Origin of the sequence: Streptosporangium sp. NPDC006007 (assembly GCF_040614315.1) — a bacterium.
Taxonomy (GTDB): Bacteria; Actinomycetota; Actinomycetes; order Streptosporangiales; family Streptosporangiaceae; genus Streptosporangium.
This window is the reverse complement of the sequence record NZ_JBEXUG010000062.1, coordinates 1-25,187: the sequence shown is the minus strand read 5'-3', so window position 1 is coordinate 25,187 and position 25,187 is coordinate 1. Positions and strand designations below refer to the sequence as shown.

Sequence of the window (25,187 nt, the reverse complement as noted above, 5' to 3'; positions counted from 1 at the left end):
CCGACCCCAAGCCATTCATCTGGACCAAGACGGCCGAAGAGATTCTCGACTCCCTCGCCCGCTTCTGCCAACGAATCTCAGGCGCAGGACACTAGAGAGATCCCGTGACAATACGGACGGGGCCGCAGGCTGTACAGGACGTGATGCAGAGCGCCCGGTACGTTCTTCTCGACTTCGACGGGCCGATCTGCGATGTCTTCGCTGGATTCCCTGCGCCGGAAGTCGCTGACAGGCTGCGCGTGATGCTCAAGGCTGCTGGTGCGAAGCTGCCACAGAGCGCGCAGGAGCAGGACGATCCGATGGAGGTCTTCCGCTTCAGCGCGGATCTCGGCAGGGATCTCAACCATGCGATGCTCAACGCGCTGACTGATCTGGAAGTCGAAGCAGCAGCGACCGCACGGCTAACGCCGGGTGCTGCCGACCTCATTCGGCGATCGAGGGAGGCAAACAAGTCGGTTGCAGTGGTCAGCAACAACTCGGTAGCCGCGGTTACCACATCCTTGGAGGCACACGGCCTTCTAACGGCCGTTGACCTCATCTCGGCCCGGGTGGACCCTGACCCGGGGCTCATGAAGCCGAATCCTTATCTCATCCGGCAAGCGCTTGACCAGCTCGGGGCGGATGCAGCGCTCTCGCTCCTGGTCGGTGACTCGGTGACCGACATGCAGGCGTCCAAGAGCGCGGGCATCACCGCCGTGGGCTACGCCAACAAGGCGGATCGGCTTGCGGCGGCCGGTGCCGACGTGGTCGTGACGAGCATGGATGAGCTGGTCACAGCCTTGATCGAGAACTGATGCAAGAAGTACACGGCCGCAAGGGGCAACACGAGCAAGGGATAGCGGTTGACCCTCGCTGCACGAGGGGATACATTAACCACGTTGTCAGATCCACTGCGGTGGGGTCTGAAAGTAAGCCTCGGGAGTTCCTGCCGGACGACAGGGCCCGGGGCTTGCGCCTTTTCTGGGCTAGGTTTCCGAGTCGATCACCCGAACCGTGACTCTCGATGAGATCCTGTCTAGATACTTAGACTCCCCCACACGGGCCTGACCCACTGCGCCGCAGAGCACATCCGGGATCCAGAGCATTGGATCCTTTGGCCCCGGTTCGTGAGATAAATGCAGTCCAGAGGCAAGTTCCTTGCTTTTGCGCATGTGCTGCATCATCTGGCGATCGCGCTTGTCGTCAGCCGGACCTCTGGACTCCAGCATCACGTGAGTGCAACCCAGGCTGTCAAGCTCCCGGAAGAGTGCCTCAAGGCACTTCCTGCGCCGTCTTTCGATCCGGTCGACCTCTCCCGAAGATCTGACTACCACGAAGCCTTCGATTGGCATGTCTGCTATCGCATCGACCACCTTCAACCTTCGGTCAGAGCTCTCATCATGCCAATGGACCTTGCGTTGACCTTTAAGAAGAAGGCTGCGCATCGCATCACGTAGGTGAGTGACTGCGTCCGGTTCGCCCATCGCGGCAGCCATCATGTACGTTCCGGGATCCAACCGCTCACTTGACCCGGACTCGTCACCCCAGGCCATGTACATCTGCGCTCCCTCCTTCCTCTCTATGGCCATCTCTAGTTTCTCGCTCAACGGTTCATAACTTCAGTCATCGTCCTGGCTGCCATCAGTCCTTCGGGCGCCCCGGTTTCCGATGATCTCGACGCCATGCTTTTTAAGGTCGATGCAGAGGATTCCGTCTTCCATGGTTGGCGTCCATCGTCTGGAGACTGTGGTGTCAATGCCGTAGAAGGTGGTGAAAGCCGTACCAGCGAGGAGCAACGGCCCTGTGTCCTTCACCGATGACTGCGGCCGCAGGATGTAGGCATGCGGCGCATCCTCGTCTATGGGACGCAAGCCGACGATGCGCTCTGACCGGTCATACAGAAGCTCCACAGTCTTTGGCGCTCCCATCAGTGCGTGAGCTGCACGGTTGAGTGAGAACAGCCCTCGCTTCTGGATGGTCACGCTGGGAGCCTTGCCCAGTGGAGCCATTCGCTTCTCGAAGACTTCGAAACCCATGAATATCACCTCGGAGGAGAGGTTAGCACTACCACGCCCCGTCCTGCCTTCCCTAAAGCACTCGGATGTCTTTCAACGCCTTCCGTGCTCCCGAGCAAACTTCTGACATCATGGTTACCATATGACGACAATTTTCAGTCAACATCTTGCCTGATCCCACCACAGGCGCGAACGTTCGACTGAAACCCTCCGAGGCACGTGGTAGATGGTTGATGAAACCAAGTTGAGACTTGCTGTCTCATCTCTTCACGTACAGGGACATTCGCCGCAAAAGCGTCCCCGGATGCGGACATCACGTCTCCCGGTTGACGCGCCTTGGAGGCGTGACGGGGGTGTTCAGCCTGTGCCGATTGTTTCTATATGGCCGGAGATCTGTGCCCCATGCTGTCAGTGGGTGTTTGATCCCCGGAGATGGTGAATCGCATGATCTATCCGATAGTCCGCACGCCTGACTTGGGCGCTTTCGATGGATTCCGAAACGGCGGCCTTCGAAAAACAGGCTGCCGAGTGCCGGTCCCGTCCAGGAAAATCCTGTCTCATCCCAAGACGTGGCGCCCTGTCCTTACCTGCCGGTGAGGGATGCCATTCGAGATCTGGGCGGCCGATGTGCCGCACGGTACGCCAGAGGCATGGTCGAGCAGCGCCCCTACCCCAGTGTCCTGTCCGACGCCCGCTGGGCGCTCATCGAACCCGTGCTGAGCGCCTGGCGCGCTGAGCGCCGAGGCCAAGTCCTGGACATCGGGCGGCCGTGTGAACACGACCTGCGCGTCATCATGAACGCCATCCTCCACCTCGACCGCACCGGCATCCCTGGCGCTACCTGCCGTACGAATACCCGCCCTGGCAGAGCGTCTATGCCCTGATCGAGGATGCAAGCGGCCCAATTCGTCGCCAGGTCAGCCACAGTCTTGAGGATCTGGTGTGCCGAATGCCGACCCGGGAGGAAGCGGCCGAACTCGACCTCATACCAGGCGTGCCGGTGGTCCGGGTCCTGCGGACGGTTTACGACTCCGAGAATCGGCCACTGGAGGTTCAAGAGTCGATCGTGGCTGCAAACAGCCACGAATTCCGATACGAGGTGAAGATGCGGTGACGGCGCTCACCATCGGTGCCTGCCTCTCCCTCTCGGGCAAGCATGCCCGGTTCGGCACGCAGGCCCGGTTCGGGCTGGAGATCTGGCGCACTGCGAATGACGCGGTGGATCTGGTGATCGAGGATGACCAGAGCGATCCCGCAGTCCTGCAGGCGTCGCTCCGCAGGCTGTCGGATCGATGCGACATCCTGCTCGGCCCTTACTCCACCCAGCTGATGCGGAAAGCCGGCGACGTTGCCGCCGAAATCGACCGCCTGATCTGGAACCACGGCGGGTCGGGTGACGACGTCGAGGCGGCCCACCCTGGACACGTCGTCTCGGTCTTGACGCCTACCAGCCGATACGCCGAGCCTTTCCTGCGGCATTTGGCCAGCACTGAGGCACTCCCTATACGGATCGTTCACGGCAAGGGCAGCTTCGGCCGTCAGGTTGCGTCTGGAGCCGAGGAGATCGCACGCTCCCTCGGTATCGATACGACCCGGTACAGCCCTGGAGACGACCTACCGCAGACAGGGAAAGCCTGGGCTCTCTTCTGCGCCGGCGCCTTCGAGGAGGACATCGAGACGATTACGCGAGCCAGAGCGATGCCTACGCCACCGCAGACGGTATGCGCGGTAGCGGCGGGCGTCCGCGAGTTCGGCCAGGCGCTCGACAACCCCTGCGGCGTTTACGGGGTTGGGCAATGGTTCCCCGGCACCGGAGGAGCGGTGGAGTTGGGCATCGGCGAGCTCGACTTCCTCGCCGCCTATCAGGGCCTCACCGGGGTACTCCCTGACTACCCGGCCGTCCAGGCAGCAGCCGCCGCAACCATCGCGACCCACTGCGCGATGGCGGTCGGCGACACAAGGCGCGCTGCCTTGTGGACCACTGCTGCGGAGCTGGAGACGACCACGCTGTTCGGCGACTTCAAGATCGACCCCAACACCGGCGTGCAGCTTGGCCACCAAGCGGCGCTCATCAGGTGGGAACTCGACGGGCCCACTGCAGTCTGAAGCTCAGGGCCGACGAATACCAGGCAGAATGGCCAGGTGTCGGGTTTGCCATACCGCAAGAAATGTCTGACGAAGTGCGATGCGCATACGATCACCTTGTCGCGGCGGGCCATACAAGCAGGCTGATCTGACCAGTGCCGAGTTCCGCAAGTCCAGCCTCAGCGGGACCAACAACGACTGCGTCGCGGTCAGGGCCCCGGCAAGTTAGGTATTCATCCCGATTCGCGTGTCACACGTATGAGCGGGTGTGGAGGCCGAGAGCTGGGGCGACACGTAGGGGTCATGTCAGCGAAACAGACAAAACGATAACTTGCCGGGGCCCTGCGTCGAGGTGGCGACGGACCTGCCCGGCATCGTCGCCGTCCGCAACAGTAAGGACCTCTCCGGCCCGGCGCCGGTCTTCTCCCCGGACGCCTGGAGCGACTTCCTCGCGGGCATCCGCAGCGGAGACCTCTGACCTCAACCGCGAAAGACGCCGCGCGGCCGGGTACCTGGGACGCCTGACCGCGCGGCCCCGTTATCCCTCGCTGTGGGTGCCGTCACGGTAGCCCCCGGCGCGGTTTCAGCATCGGCGGTTTCGACCTACCGCCCTGCACCGACATCCAGGAGATACACGAAAGCCGACGCCCCGCCCTGCGAAACGGGGCGCTCACCGTCTCGGGGATCACCTCTCTTCCGAAGGGGCGCGGTCCGAGTCTCAGCCGGCCCGTCCGCAGGACGCTTCGCCCCCGTCCGCCGCCACCTCGACGGCTCCTCTCCCCCTCTCATGGCCGCCGGGGCCGGCCATGAGACGGTGGAGGAGCGGAAAGGCCACCCGAGTGGCGACACACGGCGTCACGGTTCCGGCTCCGGTTCCGGTTCCGAAGGTGGGCGAACCACCGCATGTCCGGTCCTCCCGAGGGCAGTGGGGGATACCCAGAGGATCGAAGGGACGTCGGCGATGGACTTCAGAGACGATGCCCGGCTGGACAGTTCACAGGTCGAGAGCGGTGGGCGGAGAGGGCTCCCCGGGGGCGGCCTGGCGATCGGCGGCGGCGCGGCCGGGATCATCGCGCTCGTTGTGGCGCTGATATTCGGGATCAACCCCGGAGACATCACCGGCTCCGACCCCGCCCCGGTGGGCCCCCGTTCCAACCTGGGCGCCCAGTGCAGGACCGGGCAGGACGCCGACCAGAACGAGGAGTGCCGGGTGGTCGGTGTGGTCAACAGCGTCCAGGACTACTGGTCCAAGGCCATGCCGGACTATCGGCCGGCCAGGACCGTCCTGTTCTCCGGTCAGGTGAACACCGGCTGCGGCGCCGCCGACTCCTCGGTGGGGCCGTTCTACTGCCCGGCCGACCAGCGGGTCTATCTCGATCTGAGCTTCTTCGACCAGTTGCAGAGCAGGTTCGGCGCCAAGGGCGGACCGTTCGCCCAGGCGTACGTCATCGGGCACGAGTACGGCCATCACGTGCAGAACCTGCTCGGCACCAGCGCCAGGGTCCGGGGCGACAGGCAGGGTCCGACGAGCGGCTCGGTCCGGCTGGAGCTTCAGGCCGACTGCTACGCCGGCGCGTGGGCCAAGAACGCCTACGAGACGGGCCTGTTCGAGAAGCCGTTCAGCAGGCAGGACATCGAGGAGGCGCTGAGCGCGGCCTCGGCCGTGGGCGACGACAGCATCCAGAAGCGCGCCCGGGGCCGGGTGGACCCGGAGGGCTTCACCCACGGGACGTCGGCGCAGCGTGTCAAGTGGTTCACCACCGGTTATCAGAGCGGCGACCCCGCCCAGTGCGACACATTCGCCGGGAGCATCTGACAGGGCCGCTGACCTGGGGCGGGGGCGACCCGGCGGGCAAAAAACCCGAATCTCTCCTAAACTACATAGTGTGATCTTCAAGCTGGTCGGCGATGGCCGGCCCTATCCCGAGCACGGCCTCTCGCATCGCGAGTGGGCGCAGATACCACCGCGACAGGTCCGGCTCGACACGCTGATCACCACAAAAGCGGTGCTGGACCTGCACTCCCTGCTCGCCAAGGACTCCACCTTCTACGGCGACCTGTTCCCGCACGTGGTCCAGTGGCGGGGCGACCTCTACCTGGAGGACGGCCTGCACCGGGCGCTGCGCTCCGCCCTGCACCAGCGCTCCGTCCTGCACGCCCGGGTCCTTGAACTGCCCGCCGACGGCGGGGGACTCGACCGGGAGGCCTGGAACCAGGGATCCTAAGGCCGGGACAGGGGGGAGGCGATCTCGGCACCCGGTCGCAACAGAACCGGTCGAGGCTGCGTCCATCGTGAGACGGCACTCGGTACAGCTGGTTCCGGGATACCGGCCGCAACTGATCACCCCCTCAATCGCCCCTGAAAAAGCTTCAGCTGATCAGAGGAGTGTCGGCGCATCCCGAGAGTCGGCCGTGGGGGGTTTCCGTACGGCAGGTGCGACCGGGAAGACCCGAGTCTGCTCCAGGTCGGTCACGTTGATGAGCGGCCCGGCACAGATGCGATCGAGAAGATCGGCCTGGTCGGGTTCCAGCTCGGGGTCGGCGGTGAGTGGCACCCTTACTCCGGGGGTGCGCAGTTCCTCGGCGAAGCGGACGGTGTAGCCGTTGTGGGCGGTTACGGCGGCGACGTAGGACAGCAGATCTGCGGAGATGACGGGCCGGCCGAGTCGCTCGGTGAGCAGTCGGAGCAGGCCGGGGGCGAGGTTGGCCGCTCCAGCGGCGCGGTCCCGGTAGAGCGGGAGCACCCGCCCGCCCGCGCTCCCCTTGAAGTGATCCATGTCCGGCACGAACGCGGTGAAGACCAGGCCGGGCCCCGCTCCGAGCGGCTGGGCGTGCTGTTCGACGACGAACACCTGCGAGTCACCCGCCACTTGCCAGAGTTCGGGGCGGGGACGCTCCTGAACCCGGGTGTCGGGGATGACCCATTGCCGGTCGAAAGATCGGTAGGCCACCCGCACCGGGAGCGGACATTGCCCTGCCTCGTCCAGGATCACTCCATCATGATGAACAAAACCAATGATGGGCTGAACGATGCTGTCGAGCTTGCGGCCATCGCTCTCCTTGAAGAGTTTCGCCTTGTCGGCGCGTGAGGCTTTGATCAGCCGCTCCCAACGGGCGCGAAGCACCCCCGGCGACGGGTCGTACACCCAGGTCCGGTTGGGTTTGACACCCGGCGCCTGCCAGGGCATCAGATCACCCACAAGGGGATAGCCGAGCCAATCGTCTCCACCGACGGGCTGGAGCCGGTCCTGCCAGCCGGTCGCGCAATCGTTCCACGCCGTCTCATCGAGGGTGACCTCGCCGAGCTGGGTGAACTTCTCGGCGCGACGTCCCGACACGCTGAGGTGGTGAATCCGCGCTGGTGTTTCTCGGTCGCCTTCGCCGTACCGGGCGAAGACGCCGATACACAGTGGCTGCTGCACACCGGGGAAGACCCGCGTCGACACGTCAGGCTGGTGACCCTCGGGAGACAGATCGATGATCCAGCCCTCGTCAGCGGTACGGCGAAGGTATTCGCGCATCCCGGCGAACCCCGGACCGGTGGTGTAGCCCGACGTGGTCACGAACGCGACGATGCCTGAGGGCTGCCCGGCGTGGGCGTCGAAGACCTTCCACGTAGCCCAGCGCCAGAAGTAGACGTACAGGTTGGACAGCACGTAAAGGTGAACCGCTTGGCCTCGTCGTCCAGGACGTGCTGGCGTGCGACCCGGGCGGCGACCTGTTTCTCACGGTCGGCCGGGCTCATCACCTGGCCGGCCATGCGCCGCATGTAGTCCGCCGTCTGCAGAAGCCCGGAGACGTAGGCGACCTGAAGGTCGCGGTACTCGATGGTCTCGGCCTCGACCCGCGCGTAGGCCTGCTGTTTACGGTGAGCGCCTCGGCGAAGGATCACACGGGCGCTCTCCAGCTCATCGTGCAGCACCTTCAAGAGATCCAGAACCTCATCCCGCTGCTCGACCGTGGCACCGTAGGCACGGCACAGCGCCTCTCCGTCGGCGTACGACGGCAACAGCGCACCGTTTTCGATCTTCGAGAGTTTGGACTGGGAGAACCCCGCCCGTCGTGCCGCTTCCGCGCTCGTCAGCCCGGTACCGGACCGAAAGGCGCGGAGCAACGTCGACAGCTTGTCCCTGGCGTACTGGGACGGCAACGGGGTGGACATGGGGGAATTCTAGAGAGCCCCGTCCTGACCCTTGCGTCTGTACTGCGGGTGCCTGCTCCACCAGTCCCCGAACGGCACCGCGGTCTCCATCAGCGCGTCCCGGCACATCCGGTGAACGCCTGCCGCGGAGGGCGGAAGCGGTTCGGCGCCAAGGAACCTGCCTTCGGCGTCGTAGTGCACGCGGAGTACGTGCTGATCGTCGAGGAGCCACCAGTCGTGGTCGAGGAGATCGTCTGTCGGCGGCGGTGTCTCGGAGGTGTCGAGAATGTAGACCTCCTCACCGGCCGCCGTGGTGTAGACGTAGCCCCACTCGCACTCGTACCGCAGGTAGTCCGACAGCGGAGGTGTGACGATGTGGACGCGGTAGCGGCGCCTGCCGGCGACACGTTCCTCGGCGAGGTGGTCGAACCATGGTCCTCCGTGGGCCCAGCTCGGTTCGGGATCGCCCGCGAGGTAGCTCGTGACGTTGCCCTGATCGGAGTCGACCGTGTACTGCGGGAGGACCTCCAAGCGGAAGGCCGACCGGGTGAAGTGCTTCTCGATGAAGGCGTTCATCCCCTCCTCATCGAGCATCGGCGAAGACCTCCGCGAGCAGCTCGATCGGGACCTCCACGCAGGTCTCGCCCTCCGGGATGTCCATCTGCGACAGGGCCTCGGCGTCGGTGACGACATAGCCCTGCACGACCACCGTTCCCCGATCCGTCCGGAACAGGGTGGGGCAGGTGTTCTGGGTGGGGGAAGTGGTGCGCACGAACTGGAGCTTCACGGAACCTCTGAGGTTACGAACGGCCAACACCGACGACGATTCCTCATGAGGTGGAATCAGTCAAGGCTCACGCTGGACACATCTGGCACGCCAACTGCCACACCTAAGAGGCGAGCTCCGACCGGCGGCCTTGGCAGCGATCATGACCTCCACGACGTGACATGTCCTGGAGCAGAGACTCCGCGGACGGCGATGCGGCGCTGCCCACGGAGTGTTCGGTCTTGCCGTCGCAGGTCTCGCTGTCGCGGCCTCCGTCGCGGGTGCCGCCGATGAACCGGCGGACGCGGTAGGTCACGCGTCCGCTCGCGCTGGTCCTCTTCTCGATCGAAGCCAACGTCGTTCCTTCCGTTCGGAAGGTGGGCTACCACCGCCACCGGGGCCGCGTTTCACGGTCGATGAACGGGGTTGTCCCTCACGGTCACCCCATGATCTTGATATGCGAAGAGCCCCCGACGCGGATCGGGGGCTCTTGTAGTGGCGGTGGAGGTGGGATTTGAACCCACGGATAGGTTGCCCCATCACACGCTTTCGAGGCGTGCGCCCTCGGCCACTAGGCGACTCCACCGCCGAGCAGCTTACCGGATATCCGCTATTGTTCGCGCATCCGCCGGGCGGCGAAGAACTCGGTGAGGACCTCGGCGCACTCGCCGGCCAGCACATCCGTGACCACCTCGGGCCGGTGGTTGAGCCGGCGGTCCCGCACCACGTCCCAGAGCGAGCCCACGGCACCGCCCTTGGGGTCCACGGCACCGTAGACGACACGGTCGACCCTGGCCAGCACCGCCGCCCCGGCGCACATCGTGCAGGGCTCCAGTGTGACCACCAGTGTGCACCCGGCCAGCCGCCACTCGCCGCGGAGCCGCGCGGCCCGCCTCAGGGCGAGGATCTCGGCGTGCGCGGTCGGATCGTTCAGGGACTCGCGGTCGTTTCCGGCCTCGGCCAGCACCGCGCCGTCCGGGGCGAGGACGACGGCGCCGACCGGCACCTCACCCCTGGCACCCGCCCGTACGGCCTGCGCCAGAGCGAGCCGCATCCCCGGGGCGTAATCCGTCATCGCGGCGCCCGTCACCACGGCGCCCGTCATCTCAGCCGGTCGAGCTCGTCCGCGAAGGCCAGCCGGTCGGCGATCACCGAGAGCGTGTCCGCCGGAAGCGCGCCCTCCTCCATGCTGAGCTCGATGAGCTCCTCGGCGCTCAGGCCGAGGTCGGTGAGGAGCTCGAAGTCACCGGCGGGCCGTACGCCCAGGTCGGGGGTCTCCTTGTCGGCGGCGACCCCGGCCAGCTCGGTGAAGAGCTCACCGAGCTCGTCGGAGAGGCCGGCCTGGGCGTCCGACAGGAAGGTGCGAGGCTCGGCGTCGTCCTGGTAGCGGACGATCGCGAACCACTCGTCCTCCACCTCCACGCAGAGCAGGACCATCTCGTCGCCGTTGAGCCCGAGGTTCTCCTGGACGGCGTCGCTGAGATCGTCGACTATCTCGGCGGCGCTGAGATCGACCTCAGCGCCGTTCCATCCGTCCGGGGTGCGGACGAAGGCTGCCGAGAACACGCTGTTACCGGATGGTCTGGAGGCCATGGCCGATCTCCCGAGGTCAGCCGAACACCGAGTCGATTGCGCGCTCGAACGGCTCGGAGAACCCCAGCCGTGCGGCGATGCTGGACAGAACATCCTCGGGGAGCAGGTCGATGTCCCCGGAGAGGATGCCGAGCTCCATCTCGTCGAGGCCCAGGTCGGCGAAGATCGACAGGTCCCCGGCGGGAAGCGCCGTCTCCTCGTCCTGCAGGATCTCGTCGAGCTCGTCCTCGTCGGGCACCGGCACGTCGAGATACTCCAGCGCCTGCCGCGCGAGAGGATAGTCCCAGGACGCGGCGATGTCGGAGAGGAAAACCTCCGCCCGCTCACCGAACACCCTTAATGCCACGAAGAACTCATCCCCCACGGCGACCAGGCCAATCGTCCCGTTCATGCTCGGCTGCTGGCGGAGGGCGTGGATCAGGCCGTGCAGGTCGGAGGTGAGCGCCACCGGGAGCATCTCCGCCTCCCAGACGTCGTCCTCGCGGTAGACCACGATGGCAAAGTCCAGGGCTTCTTCGTCCGACATGGCCATCCCCACCGATGCGTTGTCTATGGACGCCAATGCTTTCAGAACCATCCCACCGGCGTACGCTCCGACGATCAAATTGTGACCAAAGTGCGCAGGTGATGCGGGTCATACCGTCCGGGCGACACCCGTTGTCTCCCAGGCGTCCGTCCGGGATACCGTTGACGCCCATGGAAACCCTGGTCGTCGAGCACCCACTCGTGGCACACAAATTGACCGCGCTGCGGGACGCGGACACGGACTCGCCCACCTTCCGCCGGCTCGCCGACGAGTTGGTGACACTGCTCGCCTACGAGGCGACCCGGCACGTCCGCGTCACCGAGCTGACCGTGCGGACCCCGGTGGCGACGGCGCGGGGCGTACGGCTGGCGCAGCCGTACCCGCTGGTGGTCCCGATCCTTCGCGCGGGGCTGGGCATGCTGGAGGGCATGACCCGGTTGCTGCCGACCGCCGAGGTCGGCTTCCTGGGGATGATCCGCAACGAGTCCACGCTGAAGGCGGAGACCTACGCCACCCGGCTCCCGGATGACCTGTCCGGGCGCCAGGTCTACGTGGTCGACCCGATGCTGGCCACCGGCGGCACCCTGGCCGCGGCGATCGAGTTCCTCTTCGAGCGCGGTGCCGACGACGTGACCGCGCTGTGCCTGCTGGCGGCCCCCGAGGGCATCGCGCACCTGGACGGGGTCTTCGCGGGCGGCGACCGGCCGATCCGCCTGGTGACCGCGGCCCTGGACGAGCGGCTCAACGAGCAGGGTTACATCGTCCCGGGGCTGGGGGACGCGGGCGACCGCCTCTACGGCGTCGTCTGACTCCAGGGCGTCGTCCGAAGAATCTTCTTCCCGAAAAGCGAGTCGTTCCGCCACTCGTCCGTTACATGGTGTGCTTGTCTGGGTACCAAGAGTGACGAAGACATCTCTTCTGTGTTCCCGGCCAGGAGGGCCGCGGACGCACACCAGGGAGAACCATGAGCGAGCGAAGCATCCCGGATCCGGAGCCGGACCTCTACGAGCACGTCAGTGCCGCGTTGCGGGACGAGTTCTCCGAGGTCCATCCGGCGGCCACGGTGACCCGCTGCATAGCGGCGGCGCACTACGGCGCGCTGGAGGTGACCGGCCACGCCCATCCGGGACTGGTCGAGCGGATCGCCCGCAAACACCTCGAAGTCCTCGCGCTGGTCGCGAGCGAGCGTGGGTGACGGAGATCACATCGTCCCGATCAGGTCTTCGCGGAACGCCTGGACACGAATGGGTCGATGCGCTTTACCTCGCGAATGCCATGGGTAATGTATACGGCGGGTGCAGTGGGTGAGTGGTAGTAGGAGGCCGAAGTGCAGGTCAAGAAGGCTCTATCGTACAGCGCCATCGCTTTCGTGGCGTTTTACCTGTTCACACGACCAGGTGATGCGGCAAACGCAGTAAGGGGCGCCATGGACACGGTTTTCAACGCGGCCGATTCTCTGGCCCAATTCGTTTCCCATCTGTCATGAGACTTGTGACCCACGGGGACTCCGCTCCCGCGTCGGTCAACCGCTACCTACTCCCCCACGAACACCAGGTCATCATGGTGCGGCGTCACCCGGCCGTGCTACTCCGTCCCGTCGCCGAGGTTCTCGGCGGCCTGATCCTGGCCGGACTGCTCAGCAAGTGGTTCGGCGAACAGGGCGGGAGCGGTGCTCTCGTCGTCGTCTGGTGGGCATGGCTGCTGCTGCTGATCCGCTTCGTGTGGAAGGTGGCCGAGTGGTCGGTCGACTACTTCGTGGTCACCTCCAAGCGGATGCTGCTCACCACGGGCCTGATCACGCGTAAGGTCGCGATGATGCCGCTCGGCAAGGTGACCGACATGAGCTTCCAGCGCTCACTGCTCGGCCGCATGCTGGGATACGGCGAGTTCGTCCTGGAGTCGGCCGGTCAGGATCAGGCCCTGTCGACCGTGACCTACATCCCCTACCCGGAGACCCTGTATCTGGAGGTCTGCCAGATGCTCTTCCCCGGCGGTAACGATTCGGATGATTGAGGCCCCTATGTCCCTTCTGACATAGGGGTAGGCAAGACTCCCTGTGGATTCTCTTCACGTGGGGTTACCGATTCGACTGCTTCGTGCAATCATGGCGGGAACATTGACCATCCCCCGCCCTGAGAGATCAGATGCCGAGTCAGGGAACCATCGGTGACCGCGTCCGCGGACTGCGGCTGAGTAGGCGCATGTCTCAGGCCCAGCTGGCTGGGCCTGACCTCTCCGACAGTTATGTCTCCCTCATCGAGTCCGGCAAGCGTACGCCGACCCCCGTGGTCGCGCGGCTGCTCGCCGAACGGCTGGGGTGCACGACCGAGTTTCTGCTGCACGGGATCGAGCCGCGCCAGCGCATCGACACCGAGCTCGGCCTCCGCCACGCGGAGCTGGAGCTGCAGCACGGTGATCCGTCCGTCGCCGCCGAGCGGTTCGGTGAGATCGTCAAGGTCGCCGGCGAGGAGAACGCCATGCTGGCCGCGCACGCGCGGCTGGGGCGGGCTCGCTCCCTGGAGGCCCAGGGCAGGATCGGCGCCGCGGTGGAGGCGTTCGAGCGGCTCCGCCGCGAGGCCGCCGCCCACCCCGAGCGCCTGGCCGACCTGCCCCTGACGGTGGCTCTGAGCCGCTGCTACCAGCGCGCGGGAGACACCCTTCGCGCCAGGGACCTGGCGGCCCACGCGCTCACCCAGGTGAACCACCTGGCCCTCACCCAGGGCGAGATCGCCGTGGAGCTGGCCGCGGCCCTGGTGGAGACCGAGGTCGGCAGCGCGCAGTCTCCCGGGCTGTCCTACGTCCGGCACATCCTGGCCGTCAACGGCGTTCCGGCGGCGGTGAACCGCACCTTGGAGATCCACTCTCTCTGGGAGGCGAGCGTCGCCGCCGCCCAGGGTGAGGACTCCGCGCTGGCCGTACGGCTCGCCGACGACGCGATCGCGACCGGCCGTCCGGCGCGGATGGCGTTCCGGCTGGCCGGCATCGCACTGGACTGGGCGCGGCTCGCCGTCTCCCTCGACCAGGCCTCGCGCGAGGCGGCCTGCGAGCTGGCGACGGCCGCGAGCGGGGTCTACGCCGGGTTCACCGAGAAGGCCCGCGAACACGCGGGAAGCCTCGTCGTCCTCGCCCGTCTCCGGCTCGCCGACGGCGATTCGGACGGCGCGGCCGACCTGGCCGGCTCCGCCCTCGACACGCTGGCCGGCAGGTCAGGTCCCGTCTCCGCCACCGCGCACCTGGTGCGCGCCGAGGCCGCGCTCGCGCGCGGCACAGCCGCGAGAAAGGCCGAGGTGACCCTGGACATCGCTCGCGACCTGCTCAACGACCTGCGTACCGAGCGCTCCCACCCCGATCGGGAGATCGCCCGGGTCTGGCGTGAACTAGGCGACCTCTACGGCAGGGTCGGCGCCGGTGAGGGACAGACCGGCGCGTATCGTAGGGCACTTGAGGCAGCCGGTGTGCGGGACGCGGTGGTGGGAATGACGGTCGATTCGGCGCTGGCCCGATAAGGCCATCCGCTTTCGCCGCGTTCCAGATTTGTTTCTCTGCCTCTGGAATAAATAGGGTCTACCAGTCATTGACTTGTAGGATGATTGGTTTCCCCGGAGGAGGCGGACTGTGAGTCTGCGTACGGCGCAGCGGGCGTCTCTCGTCGACCAGGTGATCGATCAGCTCAAAGAGCAGATCACTTCGAGCTCCTGGCAGATGAATACGAAGATTCCCACCGAGACCGTGCTCGCCGAACAGCTCGGGGTGGGGCGCAACACCGTGCGTGAGGCGGTGCGGGCCCTCACCCACGCCGGCCTGCTGGAGTGCCGTCAGGGCGACGGCACCTACGTCCGTGCCACGAGTGAGCTGTCGGGGGCCATGCTGCGGCGGCTGCGGGCCGCCGAACAGCTGGAGATCCTGGAGGTACGGCGCGCCCTGGAGGTGGAGGCCGCCCGGCTGGCCGCGACCAGGCGCACCGACGCCGACATCGTCCATATCGAGGCCGCCCTGGCCGAGCGGGAGCGTGCCTGGGAGCTCGGCGAGCCCACCGCCTTCGTGGAGGCGGACCTCGCCTTCCACGTCGCCGTCGTCCAGGCCACCCACAACCTGGTCCTGATCGACCTCTACGAGGACTTCTCGGCGGCCCTGCGGGCCAGCATCACCGCCGCCGGCACCTCGATCAACAGCACCTACATCCCCCACGAGGCCATCGCGCGGGCCATCGCGGCGGGCGACGCCGCCGCCGCCGAGCGCGCCGGCCACGCCTGCATGGAGCACATCCTGATCGCCCTGACCGAGACCCAGGAGCTGTCGGCCTAGCTCCGTTCCCCAACGGAGGTCGTGGAGGCGTGAACATCCGGCCGCCGGCCCGAGACCGCCGGGGGCGGCCTTCCCCGCCCTCGGCGTCCCGAGCCGGCGGGGATCCGCGCCTCCCCTGAGGGGGCTCCCCTGAGAGAGCCGGGCACCCGCCTGGCGAACCGTGGGGCGCGGTGGCCGCCAGGTGCCGGTCCGTCAGCCGAGGCGCAGGGACATCACGAGGTAGCGGAAGTCGGGATCGGCGTCGCCGGGAACCTCGGTGATGAGGGCCGGACGGCTCGGGGAGTGCATGTTGAGCCGGACGAGCTCGGTCTCGACCCCGGCCAGGCCGTCCAGCAGGAACTGGGACTGGAAGGCGATCCGAATGTCGCCACCGGACAACTCCGCGTCCAGGACCTCGGTGCCCCGGCCGAGATCGCCGCCGCCCGCCTGGATGAGCACCTGCCCCCGGCTGAAGGAGAGCCGGATCGCGGTGTTGGACTCGGCCACCAGCGCCACCCGCTTGATCGCCTCGATGAAGGGGGTCACCCTCAGGTCCGCCCGGATCGGCCAGTCGTCGGCCAGCCGGGAGCGGTAGTCGATGAACTGCTCGTCCAGCAGGCGGACGGTCGTGGTCCGGCCGACGCTCTCGAACCCGGCCACCCCGTCACCCAGCCCCACCGACACCTCGCCGCCACGCAGCGATCTGGCCACCTCGACGAGCACCCGGGCGGGCACCATGGCGGCGGCCGTGAGGCCGGGCCGCTCGGGCCGCCAGGCGAACTCCCTGGCCGCGATGCGGTAGCGGTCGGTGGCGGCCATGGTCACGGTCTCACCGCCGATGTCGATCCGGACGCCGGTCAGCATGGGAAGCGTCTCGTCGCGGCTGGAGGCGGGAGCCACCTGGCTCACCGCGCTCGCGAAGACGCCGCCACCGATCGCGCCGACCCTCGGTGGCGCCGTCGGCAGGGTCGGGAAGTCTTCCACCGGCATGGTGAGCAGGCCGAACTCGGCGCTGCCGCAGGTCAGCACCGCCTCGGAGCCGCTGGTGGCGATCTCCACGGGCATGGCGGGCAGGCTGCGGGTGATCTCGGCGAGGATCCGGCCCGGGATCAGCGCCCGGCCGGGCTCGGACACGTCGGCCTCGACCGAGGCGCGGGCCGAGACGTCGTAGTCGAAGGCCGACAGCACGAGATCGTCACCGTCGGCCTCCAGCAGCAGGCCGGAGAGCACGGGGAGGGCCGGGCGGTTCGGCAGCACCCGGGCGGCCCAGGCCACGGCGTCAGCCAGGACATCGCGATTAACCCGGAACTTCACCTGATCATTCCTTCGTCCCGAACGCCACCACCTGCGGTGACCGTACTCCTAGGAACGGTATCCGGTGCGTCCGACAGAAAAACCTCCGGCCGTCGCCGTGGACCGCCGGGCGAGGGTCATCCGCGGGCGGCGCCGAGATAGGCGAGTACGGCCAGGACCCGGCGGTTGTCGTCGTCGGAGGGGGTCAGGCCGAGCTTGCCGAAGATACCCGCGGTGTGCTTGCCGACCGCGCTCTCGCTGAGGAACAGCCGCTGCGAGATGGCCGCGTTGGAACGGCCCTCGGCCATCAGCTCCAGCACCTCGCGCTCGCGCGGGGTCAGCGCCCCGAGCGGCTGGTGCCTGGCGGTGCTGGCCAGGAGTTTGGCGATCACCTCGGGGTCCATCGCGGTACCCCCGGCGGCGACCCTGCGGACCGCGTCGACGAACTGCCCGGCGTTGAACACCCGATCCTTGAGGAGATAGCCGACCGCCCCCGAACCGTCGGCCAGCAGTTCGCGGGCGTAGAGCTGCTCGACATGCTGGGAGAGCACCAGCACCGGCAGGCCTGGGACGGCCCTGCGGGCGGCCAGCGCGGCCTGGAGTCCCTCGTCGGTGAAGGTGGGCGGGAGCCGTACGTCCACCACGGCCACGTCGGGCCGCTCCGTGGTCAGCGCGGCGAGCAGTTCGGGCCCGGACTCGACCGCCGCGACGACCTCGAAGCCGTGCGCCTGGAGTAGGCGGACCAGACCGTCTCTCAGCAGGTAGAGGTCCTCGGCGATGACGACTCGGGAGCTCATCGGTCCGGCCCCGCGCCCTCCCGCGCCGGATGCCTCCGTGCGTGGACGATGGGAAGGCTGATGGCCAGGCCGTACATGGTGAGGCCCAGGGCGATGTTGAAGACGATCATCGGCCACTGCCACGGCTCGGGAAGGTGGAGCGCCAGGAACCAGCTGCGGACGTCCTGGCCGGTGAGCTTCAGCACCATCGGGACCAGCCCCTGGGGAAACAGGGGGAGCCAGCCGAGTCCCCAGCCGAGTCCCACGACGGCGAGCTTCCACCGGGGCATGGAGGGTCTGACCGGTTCGAGCCCGGTCAGCGCGTACGGCAGGTCGATCGTGGCCGTGGTCGGTCCGCCCGGCGGGCTGCTGAGCGCGAGCACCCCGTCGAAGGCCGCCAGCCGCCGTTCGATGCCGTGCAGCCCGCCGCCCCGCGAGGGGACGGCGCCTCCAGAGCCGTCGTCGGTGACGGTGACGCGCAATGTCCTGCCCCGGGTGCTGATGTCGATCCAGACGCGGTCCGCACCCCCGTGCCGGGCCGCGTTGGTGAGCAGCTCACTGATCGAGAAGTAGACCGCCGACTCGACGGGCGAGTCCGGGCGCGCCTTCAGGTCGACGGTGACCGTGACCTTCAGCGGACTGTCCAGCGCCAGTGCCCGTACGGCGTCGCCGAGGCCGCGCTCGGCCAGCACCGGCGGATGGATGCCCTTGACCAGGTCGCGCAGCTCGGTGAGCGCCGTGGACGAGGCCTCGCGGACCTTGGCCAGCAGGGTCCTGGCCGCGGCCGGGTCCCTGTCCACCAGTTCCTCCACCGCGCCGAGCATCATGCCCATGGCGACGAGCCTGGCCTGGGCTCCGTCGTGCAGGTCACGTTCGATCCGCCGCAGCTCGGCCGCCTGGGAGTCCGCCACCTCCAGCCTGACCCGGTCGAGCTGCCGGATCCGGCCGCTCAGCACGGACTTGGCGGTGGGGGAGAGCAACAGCCGGTTCCACCAGGCGTAGCAGCGGAGCAGCCAGGGGGCCGAGGCCGCCCCTGCGACGGCGACGGCCACCCCCAGGGGCGCGGCCTGCGGGGCCCAGTACCAGGGCATGGCCAGACCGGATCCGAGCGCGCCCAGAGGCAGCAGCAGCAGGACCCCGCCGACGAGCGGGTTGAGGAAGAGCCAGAGCCCGTCCCGCCAGGTGGCCGGGTCGGTGAACATCCAGTTCAGGCGGTTGTTCCAGGCCGGCCAGCGCGGGGTCTTGTAGAGCTGGCGCTCGTGCCGGTACCAGCCGTCCGGCTGGGGGCGGGGCGGAGGCGGCGGCGGCCGGTAGGACGGGGGAACCTCCACACCCAGCCACCGGCCGGTCAGCCTTCTGGCCATCATGGTGCGACGCCTGATCAGCCTGGTCGTCGGCATGAAGAAGAAGATCAGCCCGAACGTCAGAAGCACCATGGCGGCGGCGGTCAGCGCGACCAGCACGACGTCCGCCAGGGCCAGCCCTCCCAGAGCCACCCCCAGCGCCAGTGCCCGGCCGATCGTCGTCGCGTGTCGTCTCATGGATAAGAGTCTCGGTGATCGGGGCCGCGGTGCCCAGTGAGGCCAGGCGCCCTCCCGGGGTGGAGGTATCTCCACCCCCGGCGGGTACCCAGACGGCTTCCGCACGGCCGGCGGCCGGTCCTAGCGTCATCGGTATGAAGGTCATCGAGGTCGACAACCTCCGCAAACGGTACCGTGACCGGCTCGCGGTGGACGACGTGTCGTTCACCGTCGAGGAGGGCGAGATCTTCGGCGTTCTCGGTCCCAACGGGGCCGGCAAGACGACCACCGTCGAGTGCGTCGCGGGTCTGCGCACCCCCGATTCGGGGACCGTGAGGGTGCTGGGAGGTCTGGGCGGCACCGAGCTCAGGGAACAGCTCGGCGTCCAGCTGCAGAGATCCGTCCTACCCGCGAAGATCAAGGTCTGGGAGGCGCTCGATCTCTACGCCTCCTTCTATAGAAGGCCCGCCGACCAGGTCACGCTGATGGAGCGGGTCGGGCTGGCCGACCGGCGGAACACCGCCTACGGCAAGCTCTCCGGCGGCCAGCAGCAACGACTGTCCATCGCGCTGGCGCTGGTCGGCAACCCTCGGGTGGCGATCCTGGACGAGCTGACCACCGGTCTCGACCCGCAGGCCCGCCGGGAGACCTGGGAGCTCATCAGGCAGATCCGCGCGGACGGGGTGACGATCCTGCTGGTCACCCACTTCATGGAGGAGGCCGAGCGGCTCTGCGACCGGCTGGCGCTGATCGACTCCGGCCGGTTGGTCGCCGTCGACAGCCCGTCCGGGCTGATCTCCCGGATCGACCGGCCGCAGCGCGTCAGGTTCCGGCCGTCCCGCGCCTTCGACGACACGGTACTCGGTGTCCTGCCCGAGGTGAGCGAGGTGAGACACGACGGTGCGCTGATCGAGGTCACCGGCACCGGCGACCTGCTCCTGGCGATCGCCACCGCCCTGGCCTCGGTCGAGGTCGTCCCGGCCGACCTCCGGCTGGAACAGGCCACCCTCGACGACGCCTTCCTGGCCCTCACCGGAAAGAAGATCTCCGCATGAAAAAGATGATCATGATCGAGGCGAAGCTCTTCCTGCGCGAGCCGGGCGGTCCGATCTTCGCGATCCTGCTCCCCCTCGCGCTGCTGCTGGGGCTGGGCAGCATCCCCGGCTTCCGGGAGGCCGGCCCCGAGCTGGGCGGGGAACGGGTGATCGACACCCAGCTCCCGGGCATGATGGTGATCCTGTCCGTGGTGACGATGGCGCTGACCGTACTGCCCGGCACGCTGGTGACCTACCGGGAGAGCGGCGTGCTGCGCCGGATGTCCACCACCCCGGTCGGCCCGGCACGGCTGCTGATCGCCCAGGTGGTGAACAACATCGCGGTGACGGTCGTCGCCACCGCGGCGCTGATCGGCCTGGGCGATCTCGTCCTCGGTGTGACGGCGCCCCGCGCCCTCGCGTCGTTCGTTGCTGTCCTCCTGCTCGGCAGCGCGTCGATGTTCGGCCTGGGCCTGCTCATCGCCGCGGTGGCGCCCAGCGCCAAGTCCGCGCCCGGCATCGGCTCGCTGCTGATGTTCCCGCTGCTCTTCCTGGCCGGCATGTGGATCCCCCGCGAGATGCTCCCCGACCTGGCACGGCGGATCGGCGACTTCCTGCCGATGGCACCGTTCGCCCAGGCGCTCCGCGACACCTGGGCGGGCCACGCGCCGCAACCGCTGCATCTGGTGGTGATGGCGGCGACCGTGCTGGTCACCGGCGTGCTGGCCACCCGGCTGTTCCGCTGGGAGTGACCCGCCGAGTGCCCGTTCAGAACCCGTCGAGTGATCGTTCGAAGCCGGGGAACGGCCCGTGAGGTGACCCGTGCGACAACCGGTGAAACGGCGCCGCCCGCCCCTCGGCGCTCCCCACCGGCCGATCCGGCCATCCGAGATGGTACGGCGCACAACCAGGCGAACACCACGCCGAAAATTCCGCGCGATCCGTTGAACCCGTTCCGGATCCGGCCGCGTACTGCCTGCCGACGCCGAAATCGCTCAGCCTCCCCGGCTGCGGGACGGCGGGTGGCCCGATCACCCGGCACAGCGCGGGGACCCCCGGTCTCCTGGGCATTCGCACGGATCAAAAGGACGCAGGCCATGATGCGACAGAGCACCTGTCCCCCGCCACCGGCCGACCCGCTCGGAGTCGAATCCCCGGTGAACGCCTCACGCGGACCCGGCGGCCCGCTCAGGTGGTCGCGGCGGCCGTGTCCGGAGGAAAGGGGGGTGCCGGCGTGAGTCCGCGGATCGAACACACCGACGTGGGCGCCTACGCCCTGGGACTGCTCGAAGAGGCCGACCGGAACGCCTTCTCGGCGCACCTTTCCGGCTGTTCCTCCTGTGCGGCGGAGCTGGCCGGGATCTCCGGGACGGCGGGGGTGCTCGCCGGGGTCGGTCCCGTCGAGGACGACAACCGCGACGGCGGGGCCCCGGCCGAGATGATCGACCTGTTCCGGTACAGGCGGGCGTCCGTCCGGCGGGCCCGCGGGAGGACGTTCGTGATCGGCGTCGCCGCCGCCGTCGCCCTGGTGGCCGGCGGGGTCACGGTGGGCACCACCGTCTCCGGCGCCGGCCAGGCCGGAGTGCCCGGGCACTCCGCGCACGGTCCGGCCGAGGAGTTCTTCCGGCGGGGAGAGCCGATCGCCGGGACGGGCGCCGCCGGCGTCGCGGGCGGGCTGGTGCTGGAGAGCAAGGGCTGGGGGACCCACGCCGCTCTCAAGCTCACCGGTGTCAGGGGACCTCTGGAGTGCGCGCTGATCGCCGTCTCCAGGACGGGCGGGCGCCGCGTCGTCACCGGATGGGCGGTGCCGGTCGCCGGATACGGGGTCGCAGGCTCCCCGGAGCCGCTGTACGTGCACGGCGGGACCGCGTTCCCGCCCGCCGACATCGACCGTTTCGAGGTGAGGACGACCGGCGGCAGGACACTGCTCACCGTCAAGGTCTGATCCGCGGAAACGCCCTCTCGCCGACGAATCCCGAAATCGTCCGTCACATTCCCGAAGGACGGGGGCCGCGACGCCCCCTCGAATTCGCCGCCCGGCGAGGGGGCGTTTTCTGCCCCCTGGCGAATATGTAAATTTACGGATTTATCGGTTGAACTTCTCTCTTCTCCGGCGCCGTACAACAGGAAGAAAGGCACAACGGCTTCAGTTGTCGCACGTCAACGAGAGGTTTCATCATGTCCAAGCGCATCCTCGCCCTTCCCGCCGTGGCCCTCACCGCCGGTCTGATCGCCGCCTCGGCGCCCACGGCCGCGCAGGCCGGCACCACGGAGTCCGCGGCGGCCCGGGGCTCCTCGTCGTCCCCGGCCGTCTACCTCGCCGCCCGTCTCACCGGAGCCAACGAGGTGCCCGTCAAGGGCGGTCCGGCCGTGGGCGACAAGGACGGCAGCGCCTACGCCGTGATCCGGGTCAGCGGCGACCAGGTCTCCTACGCCGTGCGGTGGAGAAACACCGCCGCGCCCACGGCCTTCCACATCCACCAGGGCCGGGCGGGCACCAACGGCGACGTCAAGGTCGGCTTCTTCGGCGAGGCGCTTCCGGGGAGCGCGAAAGCCGTGGCCGGCGGCGTCAAGGTCGGGGACGGCGGCCTGTCGGCCGCCCTCAGGAAGAACCCCGGCGGCTTCTACGCCAACCTGCACACCGGTGAGTTCCCCGGCGGAGCGGTACGCGCCCAGCTGTTCAGGCTCAGCCATCCGGTGGACCTGGCCGCGATCCTGGCCGACGGCACCCACGCCGCGTTCCAGTCGCAGGCCGACGGCGCCCAGGAGGTGCCCGCCGACGGCAAGAAGGTCGGTGACCCGGACGGCCGCGCCCAGTGGCTCATCGGCGTCGACGGCGTGAACCTGCGCTACGCCACCGTCTGGAACAGGGTCTCCGCCCCCACCAACGGGCACATCCACCGGGGCGAGAAGGGGAGGAACGGCCCGGTCGTGGTCGACCTGTTCGCCGACGCCGACGGCCTGCCCGAGTCGATCACCGGAATCGCCGGCACCGCGCCGGTGAAGTCCGACATCGCGCAGGGAATCAAGAAGAACCCCATGAACTGGTACGCCAACCTGCACACCACGGAGTTCGACGGCGGCGCGGTCCGCGGCCAGCTGCACCGGGCCCACGGCGGCTGGTGACCACGCGGTGCCCCGGCGCCGGCCGAGGACGTCCGGCGGCCCCGCTCACCGGATGTCCCGGCCGGGCCCGGCCGGATCAGCCGATGCCGATGCCGATGTCGCGCCGCCGGACGGCGTCGGCGACGGCCGGCGGCGGGTCGGGCCTTGAGCCGTCCGGGTTCGGAGCGCTCAGTGAGTCGAGGGCCGCGACGATCCGCTTCTCCTCGTAGACGAAGTGCGACTCCAGCAGGGCGGCCAGGCCGTCCAGCTCGGCTCGCACGCGCTGCGCCTCGGCCGGACCGGGGTCCGCCACGAGACCGCCGAGCAGCTCCTCCAGCTCGCGCAGGACTCCGGCCACCAGGTGGTGGTCCCGGCTCAGCTCCTCAAGCACGGGGCGCAGTTCGGGGAACCGCTCCGCCAGCGCGGGGAACGCCCCGTCGTCCTCGGCGGTGTGGTGCAGGCTCAGCGCCGAGCAGAACGTCAGGCAGTGCGCCCGCAGCTCCCGTGGCCGCTCGGCGTGGCCGTCGAGGTGGGCGTCGACGTCCTCACGGAGCCTGGCCAGCTCCTCGCGGAGCCAGATGTGAACTTCGATCAACTGGTTGCCGAACGCCGTGAGACGGCCGTCCGGGTCGGTGGGGGTTTCCATGGGTATCCCATGTTTCGGCGCCTCCATGCCCACGGCGGTCTCTTCGCCGGGTGCACCGCGACACTGACCGGGGATTTCATCATCATTCGGACGGACCGTCAAGCAGCCGCCGACCGGCCGGAGTGGAGAGGCAGGTGGACCCGGCTCCGCGCTCCCGATCCGCCGCCGGTCGCCCCGGCTGCGAGGATACGCGTGCTGACAGTGCTGACAGTGATCGAGGTGCCAGGAGTTCCGAGGACCGGCGGCCGGTCCTCATCGCTCAGGTGAGGGGGGCGGATGACGATCCACGGGGTGTTGTTCGACGTCGACGACACACTCTTCGACTACTCGGCCTCGGAGCGGGCCGGCGTGCTCGAACATCTGGCCGCCGAGAGGCTGCTGGAACTGTTCCCGTCACCGGACGACGCGGTGGCGGTCTGGCAGAAGATCACGGGGGAGGAGTACGCGCGATTTCTCGCCGGCGAGTCGACGTTCACCGGGCAGCGGCACGCGAGGACCAGGCGGTTCCTCGCACACGTTGGGCGCCTTCCGCCCGGCGGTATCTCCGATCGACAGGCGTCCGACTGGTTCGCCGGACACGAAAGGCTCCGAGACGCCATGTGGGCCGCCTTCCCGGACGCCGAACCCGCGCTCAGCGCGCTCGCGCCGGGATTCCGGCTCGGCGTGGTCTCCAACTCGTCGTCGGCGCACCAGCGGCGCAAACTCCACGCGATCGGACTGCTGCGTCATTTCGGCGACGCGATCCTCTGTTCGGACGAACACGGCGCGGCCAAGCCGGACCCCGGTATCTTCCTGGCGGGGTGCGCGATGCTTGGCCTGCCCCCTCACCAGGTCGCCTACGTCGGCGACGCGTACGAGACCGACGGCCTTGGCGCCCGCGACGCGGGCCTGCGCTCCTACTGGCTCGATCGGGCGTCCACCGGAACGACGCCCCCGGACGGGGTCACGGTGATCCGCTCGCTGGAGGAGCTGGCGACCGCCCTGGCCGGATAGGCCCCCTCACCGCGTCCGACCCGCGTCGGCGCCGCGCCTGCGGGAAAACTGTAGGATCTCGCCTGCCGTGACACATTGATCTTGTTTGACCTGTGGTTTCCCTCGTTATCTCAGTGGATGATCGCTTGATCTTGGCGGCGATCGTGTACGTGGCCACCACCGGCTGCGCCTGGCGGCGGCTGCCGCCGGTTTTCGGCGCCCCCGGCAGACGGTCAACCGCCGCTTCGCCGAGTGGAGCCACAGACTCGGCCGTCACCGCTGGGTGGTCGAACGGGTGCGCCGTGAGGCGCTTGTTGATCGTGTGGAGGTGAGAAACCTGCACCAACTCGCTGTCGCAGCAGGGGGTTGAAGCTGAGGGCAGCCTGATCCGGGAGGTGCCGGGGAGGGCGGGAAGCAGCCCTGACAAAGCCGGGGCGGGACCAGTACTGCCA

Annotated in this window: 31 protein-coding genes, 1 tRNA gene and 2 pseudogenes; 19 read left to right on the top strand and 15 right to left on the bottom strand. The window is 68.2% G+C overall.

Annotated elements, in window-relative coordinates; all coding sequences use genetic code 11:
* Positions 1–104 precede the first annotated feature (104 nt).
* Positions 105–794 (top strand): HAD-IA family hydrolase, encoded by a 690-nt coding sequence (locus ABZ194_RS28605; RefSeq protein WP_355600126.1) that lies wholly within the window; start codon positions 105–107, stop codon positions 792–794.
* Between the two features lie 171 nt (positions 795–965).
* Here the strand turns inward: ABZ194_RS28605 and ABZ194_RS28600 are convergent, their stop codons facing one another.
* Entirely contained in the window at positions 966–1,586 is a 621-nt protein-coding gene (locus tag ABZ194_RS28600) for a hypothetical protein (protein ID WP_355600125.1), read from the bottom strand.
* A 12-nt stretch (positions 1,587–1,598) separates the two neighbouring features.
* Positions 1,599–2,015, bottom strand: coding sequence for a hypothetical protein (locus ABZ194_RS28595; RefSeq protein ID WP_355600124.1), 417 nt, complete (start codon positions 2,013–2,015; stop codon positions 1,599–1,601).
* 629 nt (positions 2,016–2,644) lie between these two features.
* Here ABZ194_RS28595 and ABZ194_RS28590 point away from each other — a divergent pair.
* From ABZ194_RS28590 to ABZ194_RS28565, 6 genes and pseudogenes are all read left to right on the top strand, one after another.
* A pseudogene (locus ABZ194_RS28590) lies at positions 2,645–2,853 on the top strand (transposase); the annotation flags it as partial.
* Positions 2,836–3,108, top strand: coding sequence for a UTRA domain-containing protein (locus tag ABZ194_RS28585; RefSeq protein WP_355600127.1), 273 nt, complete (start codon positions 2,836–2,838; stop codon positions 3,106–3,108). The pseudogene ABZ194_RS28590 and the gene ABZ194_RS28585, both read left to right, overlap by 18 nt.
* A complete protein-coding gene (locus tag ABZ194_RS28580) occupies positions 3,105–4,100 on the top strand; it encodes an ABC transporter substrate-binding protein (protein ID WP_355600123.1) in 996 nt (331 codons plus the stop codon). The genes ABZ194_RS28585 and ABZ194_RS28580 overlap by 4 nt, the downstream gene beginning before the upstream one ends.
* A 310-nt stretch (positions 4,101–4,410) precedes the next feature.
* Entirely contained in the window at positions 4,411–4,557 is a 147-nt protein-coding gene (locus tag ABZ194_RS28575) for a DUF397 domain-containing protein (protein ID WP_355600122.1), read from the top strand.
* 483 nt (positions 4,558–5,040) lie between these two features.
* Positions 5,041–5,895 carry a neutral zinc metallopeptidase gene (locus tag ABZ194_RS28570; RefSeq protein WP_355600121.1) on the top strand — a complete coding sequence of 285 codons (855 nt, stop codon included), beginning with the start codon at positions 5,041–5,043 and terminating at the stop codon, positions 5,893–5,895.
* Between the two features lie 70 nt (positions 5,896–5,965).
* Positions 5,966–6,304: a type II toxin-antitoxin system VapB family antitoxin gene (locus tag ABZ194_RS28565; protein ID WP_355600120.1), complete on the top strand. Its 339-nt coding sequence runs from the start codon at positions 5,966–5,968 to the stop codon at positions 6,302–6,304.
* Between the two features lie 153 nt (positions 6,305–6,457).
* On the opposite strand, the gene ABZ194_RS28560 is transcribed toward ABZ194_RS28565, so the two are convergent.
* The 9 genes from ABZ194_RS28560 to ABZ194_RS28520 form a co-directional block, all read right to left on the bottom strand.
* Complete coding sequence (locus ABZ194_RS28560) at positions 6,458–7,735, bottom strand: type ISP restriction/modification enzyme (RefSeq protein WP_355600119.1); 1,278 nt, start codon at positions 7,733–7,735, stop codon at positions 6,458–6,460.
* On the bottom strand, positions 7,639–8,241 hold the full coding sequence (locus ABZ194_RS28555) for a Scr1 family TA system antitoxin-like transcriptional regulator (RefSeq protein WP_355600118.1): 603 nt from the start codon (positions 8,239–8,241) through the stop codon (positions 7,639–7,641). Before ABZ194_RS28555 ends, ABZ194_RS28560 begins: the two co-directional genes overlap by 97 nt.
* Positions 8,242–8,250: 9 nt before the next feature.
* Complete coding sequence (locus ABZ194_RS28550) at positions 8,251–8,814, bottom strand: DUF6879 family protein (protein ID WP_355600117.1); 564 nt, start codon at positions 8,812–8,814, stop codon at positions 8,251–8,253.
* On the bottom strand, positions 8,804–9,007 hold the full coding sequence (locus ABZ194_RS28545) for a hypothetical protein (protein ID WP_355600116.1): 204 nt from the start codon (positions 9,005–9,007) through the stop codon (positions 8,804–8,806). Before ABZ194_RS28545 ends, ABZ194_RS28550 begins: the two co-directional genes overlap by 11 nt.
* A gap of 103 nt (positions 9,008–9,110) precedes the next feature.
* Entirely contained in the window at positions 9,111–9,341 is a 231-nt protein-coding gene (locus ABZ194_RS28540; protein ID WP_355600115.1) for a hypothetical protein, read from the bottom strand.
* 141 nt (positions 9,342–9,482) lie between these two features.
* Positions 9,483–9,572, bottom strand: a tRNA-Ser gene (locus ABZ194_RS28535).
* Positions 9,573–9,596: 24 nt separating this feature from the next.
* Complete coding sequence (tadA, locus tag ABZ194_RS28530; protein WP_355600114.1) at positions 9,597–10,061, bottom strand: tRNA adenosine(34) deaminase TadA; 465 nt, start codon at positions 10,059–10,061, stop codon at positions 9,597–9,599.
* Positions 10,062–10,087: 26 nt separating this feature from the next.
* Complete coding sequence (locus ABZ194_RS28525; protein WP_355600113.1) at positions 10,088–10,579, bottom strand: tRNA adenosine deaminase-associated protein; 492 nt, start codon at positions 10,577–10,579, stop codon at positions 10,088–10,090.
* 16 nt (positions 10,580–10,595) lie between these two features.
* A complete protein-coding gene (locus ABZ194_RS28520) occupies positions 10,596–11,105 on the bottom strand; it encodes a tRNA adenosine deaminase-associated protein (protein WP_355600112.1) in 510 nt (169 codons plus the stop codon).
* 170 nt (positions 11,106–11,275) lie between these two features.
* Between ABZ194_RS28520 and upp the strand changes: the two genes are divergently transcribed.
* From upp to ABZ194_RS28490, 6 genes are all read left to right on the top strand, one after another.
* Positions 11,276–11,914 (top strand): uracil phosphoribosyltransferase, encoded by a 639-nt coding sequence (gene upp, locus ABZ194_RS28515; protein WP_355600111.1) that lies wholly within the window; start codon positions 11,276–11,278, stop codon positions 11,912–11,914.
* A 155-nt stretch (positions 11,915–12,069) separates the two neighbouring features.
* Positions 12,070–12,300 (top strand): hypothetical protein, encoded by a 231-nt coding sequence (locus ABZ194_RS28510; RefSeq protein WP_355600110.1) that lies wholly within the window; start codon positions 12,070–12,072, stop codon positions 12,298–12,300.
* A gap of 132 nt (positions 12,301–12,432) precedes the next feature.
* Positions 12,433–12,591 carry a hypothetical protein gene (locus ABZ194_RS28505; RefSeq protein ID WP_355600109.1) on the top strand — a complete coding sequence of 53 codons (159 nt, stop codon included), beginning with the start codon at positions 12,433–12,435 and terminating at the stop codon, positions 12,589–12,591.
* Positions 12,588–13,118 carry a PH domain-containing protein gene (locus tag ABZ194_RS28500; RefSeq protein ID WP_355600108.1) on the top strand — a complete coding sequence of 177 codons (531 nt, stop codon included), beginning with the start codon at positions 12,588–12,590 and terminating at the stop codon, positions 13,116–13,118. The genes ABZ194_RS28505 and ABZ194_RS28500 overlap by 4 nt, the downstream gene beginning before the upstream one ends.
* Before the next feature lie 131 nt (positions 13,119–13,249).
* Positions 13,250–14,611 carry a helix-turn-helix transcriptional regulator gene (locus ABZ194_RS28495; RefSeq protein ID WP_355600107.1) on the top strand — a complete coding sequence of 454 codons (1,362 nt, stop codon included), beginning with the start codon at positions 13,250–13,252 and terminating at the stop codon, positions 14,609–14,611.
* Between the two features lie 109 nt (positions 14,612–14,720).
* Entirely contained in the window at positions 14,721–15,410 is a 690-nt protein-coding gene (locus tag ABZ194_RS28490) for a FadR/GntR family transcriptional regulator (protein WP_355600106.1), read from the top strand.
* A gap of 192 nt (positions 15,411–15,602) precedes the next feature.
* Here the strand turns inward: ABZ194_RS28490 and dnaN are convergent, their stop codons facing one another.
* The 3 genes from dnaN to ABZ194_RS28475 all read right to left on the bottom strand — a co-directional run bounded on the left by dnaN (position 15,603) and on the right by ABZ194_RS28475 (position 18,999).
* Positions 15,603–16,703 carry a DNA polymerase III subunit beta gene (gene dnaN / locus ABZ194_RS28485; RefSeq protein ID WP_355600105.1) on the bottom strand — a complete coding sequence of 367 codons (1,101 nt, stop codon included), beginning with the start codon at positions 16,701–16,703 and terminating at the stop codon, positions 15,603–15,605.
* A gap of 116 nt (positions 16,704–16,819) precedes the next feature.
* Positions 16,820–17,479 carry a response regulator transcription factor gene (locus ABZ194_RS28480; RefSeq protein ID WP_355600104.1) on the bottom strand — a complete coding sequence of 220 codons (660 nt, stop codon included), beginning with the start codon at positions 17,477–17,479 and terminating at the stop codon, positions 16,820–16,822.
* Positions 17,476–18,999: a sensor histidine kinase gene (locus ABZ194_RS28475; protein ID WP_355600103.1), complete on the bottom strand. Its 1,524-nt coding sequence runs from the start codon at positions 18,997–18,999 to the stop codon at positions 17,476–17,478. The genes ABZ194_RS28480 and ABZ194_RS28475 overlap by 4 nt, the downstream gene beginning before the upstream one ends.
* Before the next feature lie 134 nt (positions 19,000–19,133).
* Here ABZ194_RS28475 and ABZ194_RS28470 point away from each other — a divergent pair, with 134 nt between their 5' ends.
* The 4 genes from ABZ194_RS28470 to ABZ194_RS28455 all read left to right on the top strand — a co-directional run bounded on the left by ABZ194_RS28470 (position 19,134) and on the right by ABZ194_RS28455 (position 23,138).
* A complete protein-coding gene (locus ABZ194_RS28470; protein ID WP_355600102.1) occupies positions 19,134–20,033 on the top strand; it encodes an ABC transporter ATP-binding protein in 900 nt (299 codons plus the stop codon).
* Positions 20,030–20,764: an ABC transporter permease gene (locus ABZ194_RS28465; RefSeq protein ID WP_355600101.1), complete on the top strand. Its 735-nt coding sequence runs from the start codon at positions 20,030–20,032 to the stop codon at positions 20,762–20,764. The genes ABZ194_RS28470 and ABZ194_RS28465 overlap by 4 nt, the downstream gene beginning before the upstream one ends.
* Before the next feature lie 482 nt (positions 20,765–21,246).
* Positions 21,247–21,957 (top strand): zf-HC2 domain-containing protein, encoded by a 711-nt coding sequence (locus ABZ194_RS28460; RefSeq protein ID WP_355600100.1) that lies wholly within the window; start codon positions 21,247–21,249, stop codon positions 21,955–21,957.
* Positions 21,958–22,190: 233 nt separating this feature from the next.
* On the top strand, positions 22,191–23,138 hold the full coding sequence (locus tag ABZ194_RS28455; RefSeq protein ID WP_355600099.1) for a CHRD domain-containing protein: 948 nt from the start codon (positions 22,191–22,193) through the stop codon (positions 23,136–23,138).
* A 76-nt stretch (positions 23,139–23,214) separates the two neighbouring features.
* Here ABZ194_RS28455 and ABZ194_RS28450 read toward each other — a convergent pair whose 3' ends face one another.
* Entirely contained in the window at positions 23,215–23,763 is a 549-nt protein-coding gene (locus ABZ194_RS28450) for a hemerythrin domain-containing protein (protein ID WP_355600098.1), read from the bottom strand.
* 276 nt (positions 23,764–24,039) lie between these two features.
* Between ABZ194_RS28450 and ABZ194_RS28445 the strand changes: the two genes are divergently transcribed.
* Positions 24,040–24,756: an HAD family hydrolase gene (locus tag ABZ194_RS28445; protein WP_355600097.1), complete on the top strand. Its 717-nt coding sequence runs from the start codon at positions 24,040–24,042 to the stop codon at positions 24,754–24,756.
* 119 nt (positions 24,757–24,875) lie between these two features.
* Positions 24,876–24,994: pseudogene (locus ABZ194_RS28440) on the top strand (transposase); the annotation flags it as partial.
* Positions 24,995–25,187 lie beyond the last annotated feature (193 nt).

Bases quoted from the DNA above. Each gene is read 5' to 3' on its own strand.
- ABZ194_RS28595 (WP_355600124.1), bottom strand. From the start codon at position 2,015: ATGGGTTTCGAAGTCTTCGAGAAGCGAATGGCTCCACTGGGCAAGGCT.
- ABZ194_RS28570 (WP_355600121.1), top strand. From the start codon at position 5,041: ATGGACTTCAGAGACGATGCCCGGCTGGACAGTTCACAGGTCGAGAGC.
- ABZ194_RS28555 (WP_355600118.1), bottom strand. From the start codon at position 8,241: ATGTCCACCCCGTTGCCGTCCCAGTACGCCAGGGACAAGCTGTCGACG.
- ABZ194_RS28550 (WP_355600117.1), bottom strand. From the start codon at position 8,814: ATGCTCGATGAGGAGGGGATGAACGCCTTCATCGAGAAGCACTTCACC.
- tadA (WP_355600114.1), bottom strand. From the start codon at position 10,061: ATGACGGATTACGCCCCGGGGATGCGGCTCGCTCTGGCGCAGGCCGTA.
- ABZ194_RS28525 (WP_355600113.1), bottom strand. From the start codon at position 10,579: ATGGCCTCCAGACCATCCGGTAACAGCGTGTTCTCGGCAGCCTTCGTC.
- ABZ194_RS28520 (WP_355600112.1), bottom strand. From the start codon at position 11,105: ATGTCGGACGAAGAAGCCCTGGACTTTGCCATCGTGGTCTACCGCGAG.
- upp (WP_355600111.1), top strand. From the start codon at position 11,276: ATGGAAACCCTGGTCGTCGAGCACCCACTCGTGGCACACAAATTGACC.
- ABZ194_RS28510 (WP_355600110.1), top strand. From the start codon at position 12,070: ATGAGCGAGCGAAGCATCCCGGATCCGGAGCCGGACCTCTACGAGCAC.
- ABZ194_RS28500 (WP_355600108.1), top strand. From the start codon at position 12,588: ATGAGACTTGTGACCCACGGGGACTCCGCTCCCGCGTCGGTCAACCGC.
- ABZ194_RS28495 (WP_355600107.1), top strand. From the start codon at position 13,250: ATGCCGAGTCAGGGAACCATCGGTGACCGCGTCCGCGGACTGCGGCTG.
- ABZ194_RS28480 (WP_355600104.1), bottom strand. From the start codon at position 17,479: ATGAGCTCCCGAGTCGTCATCGCCGAGGACCTCTACCTGCTGAGAGAC.
- ABZ194_RS28475 (WP_355600103.1), bottom strand. From the start codon at position 18,999: ATGAGACGACACGCGACGACGATCGGCCGGGCACTGGCGCTGGGGGTG.
- ABZ194_RS28470 (WP_355600102.1), top strand. From the start codon at position 19,134: ATGAAGGTCATCGAGGTCGACAACCTCCGCAAACGGTACCGTGACCGG.
- ABZ194_RS28465 (WP_355600101.1), top strand. From the start codon at position 20,030: ATGAAAAAGATGATCATGATCGAGGCGAAGCTCTTCCTGCGCGAGCCG.
- ABZ194_RS28455 (WP_355600099.1), top strand. From the start codon at position 22,191: ATGTCCAAGCGCATCCTCGCCCTTCCCGCCGTGGCCCTCACCGCCGGT.
- ABZ194_RS28450 (WP_355600098.1), bottom strand. From the start codon at position 23,763: ATGGAAACCCCCACCGACCCGGACGGCCGTCTCACGGCGTTCGGCAAC.
- ABZ194_RS28445 (WP_355600097.1), top strand. From the start codon at position 24,040: ATGACGATCCACGGGGTGTTGTTCGACGTCGACGACACACTCTTCGAC.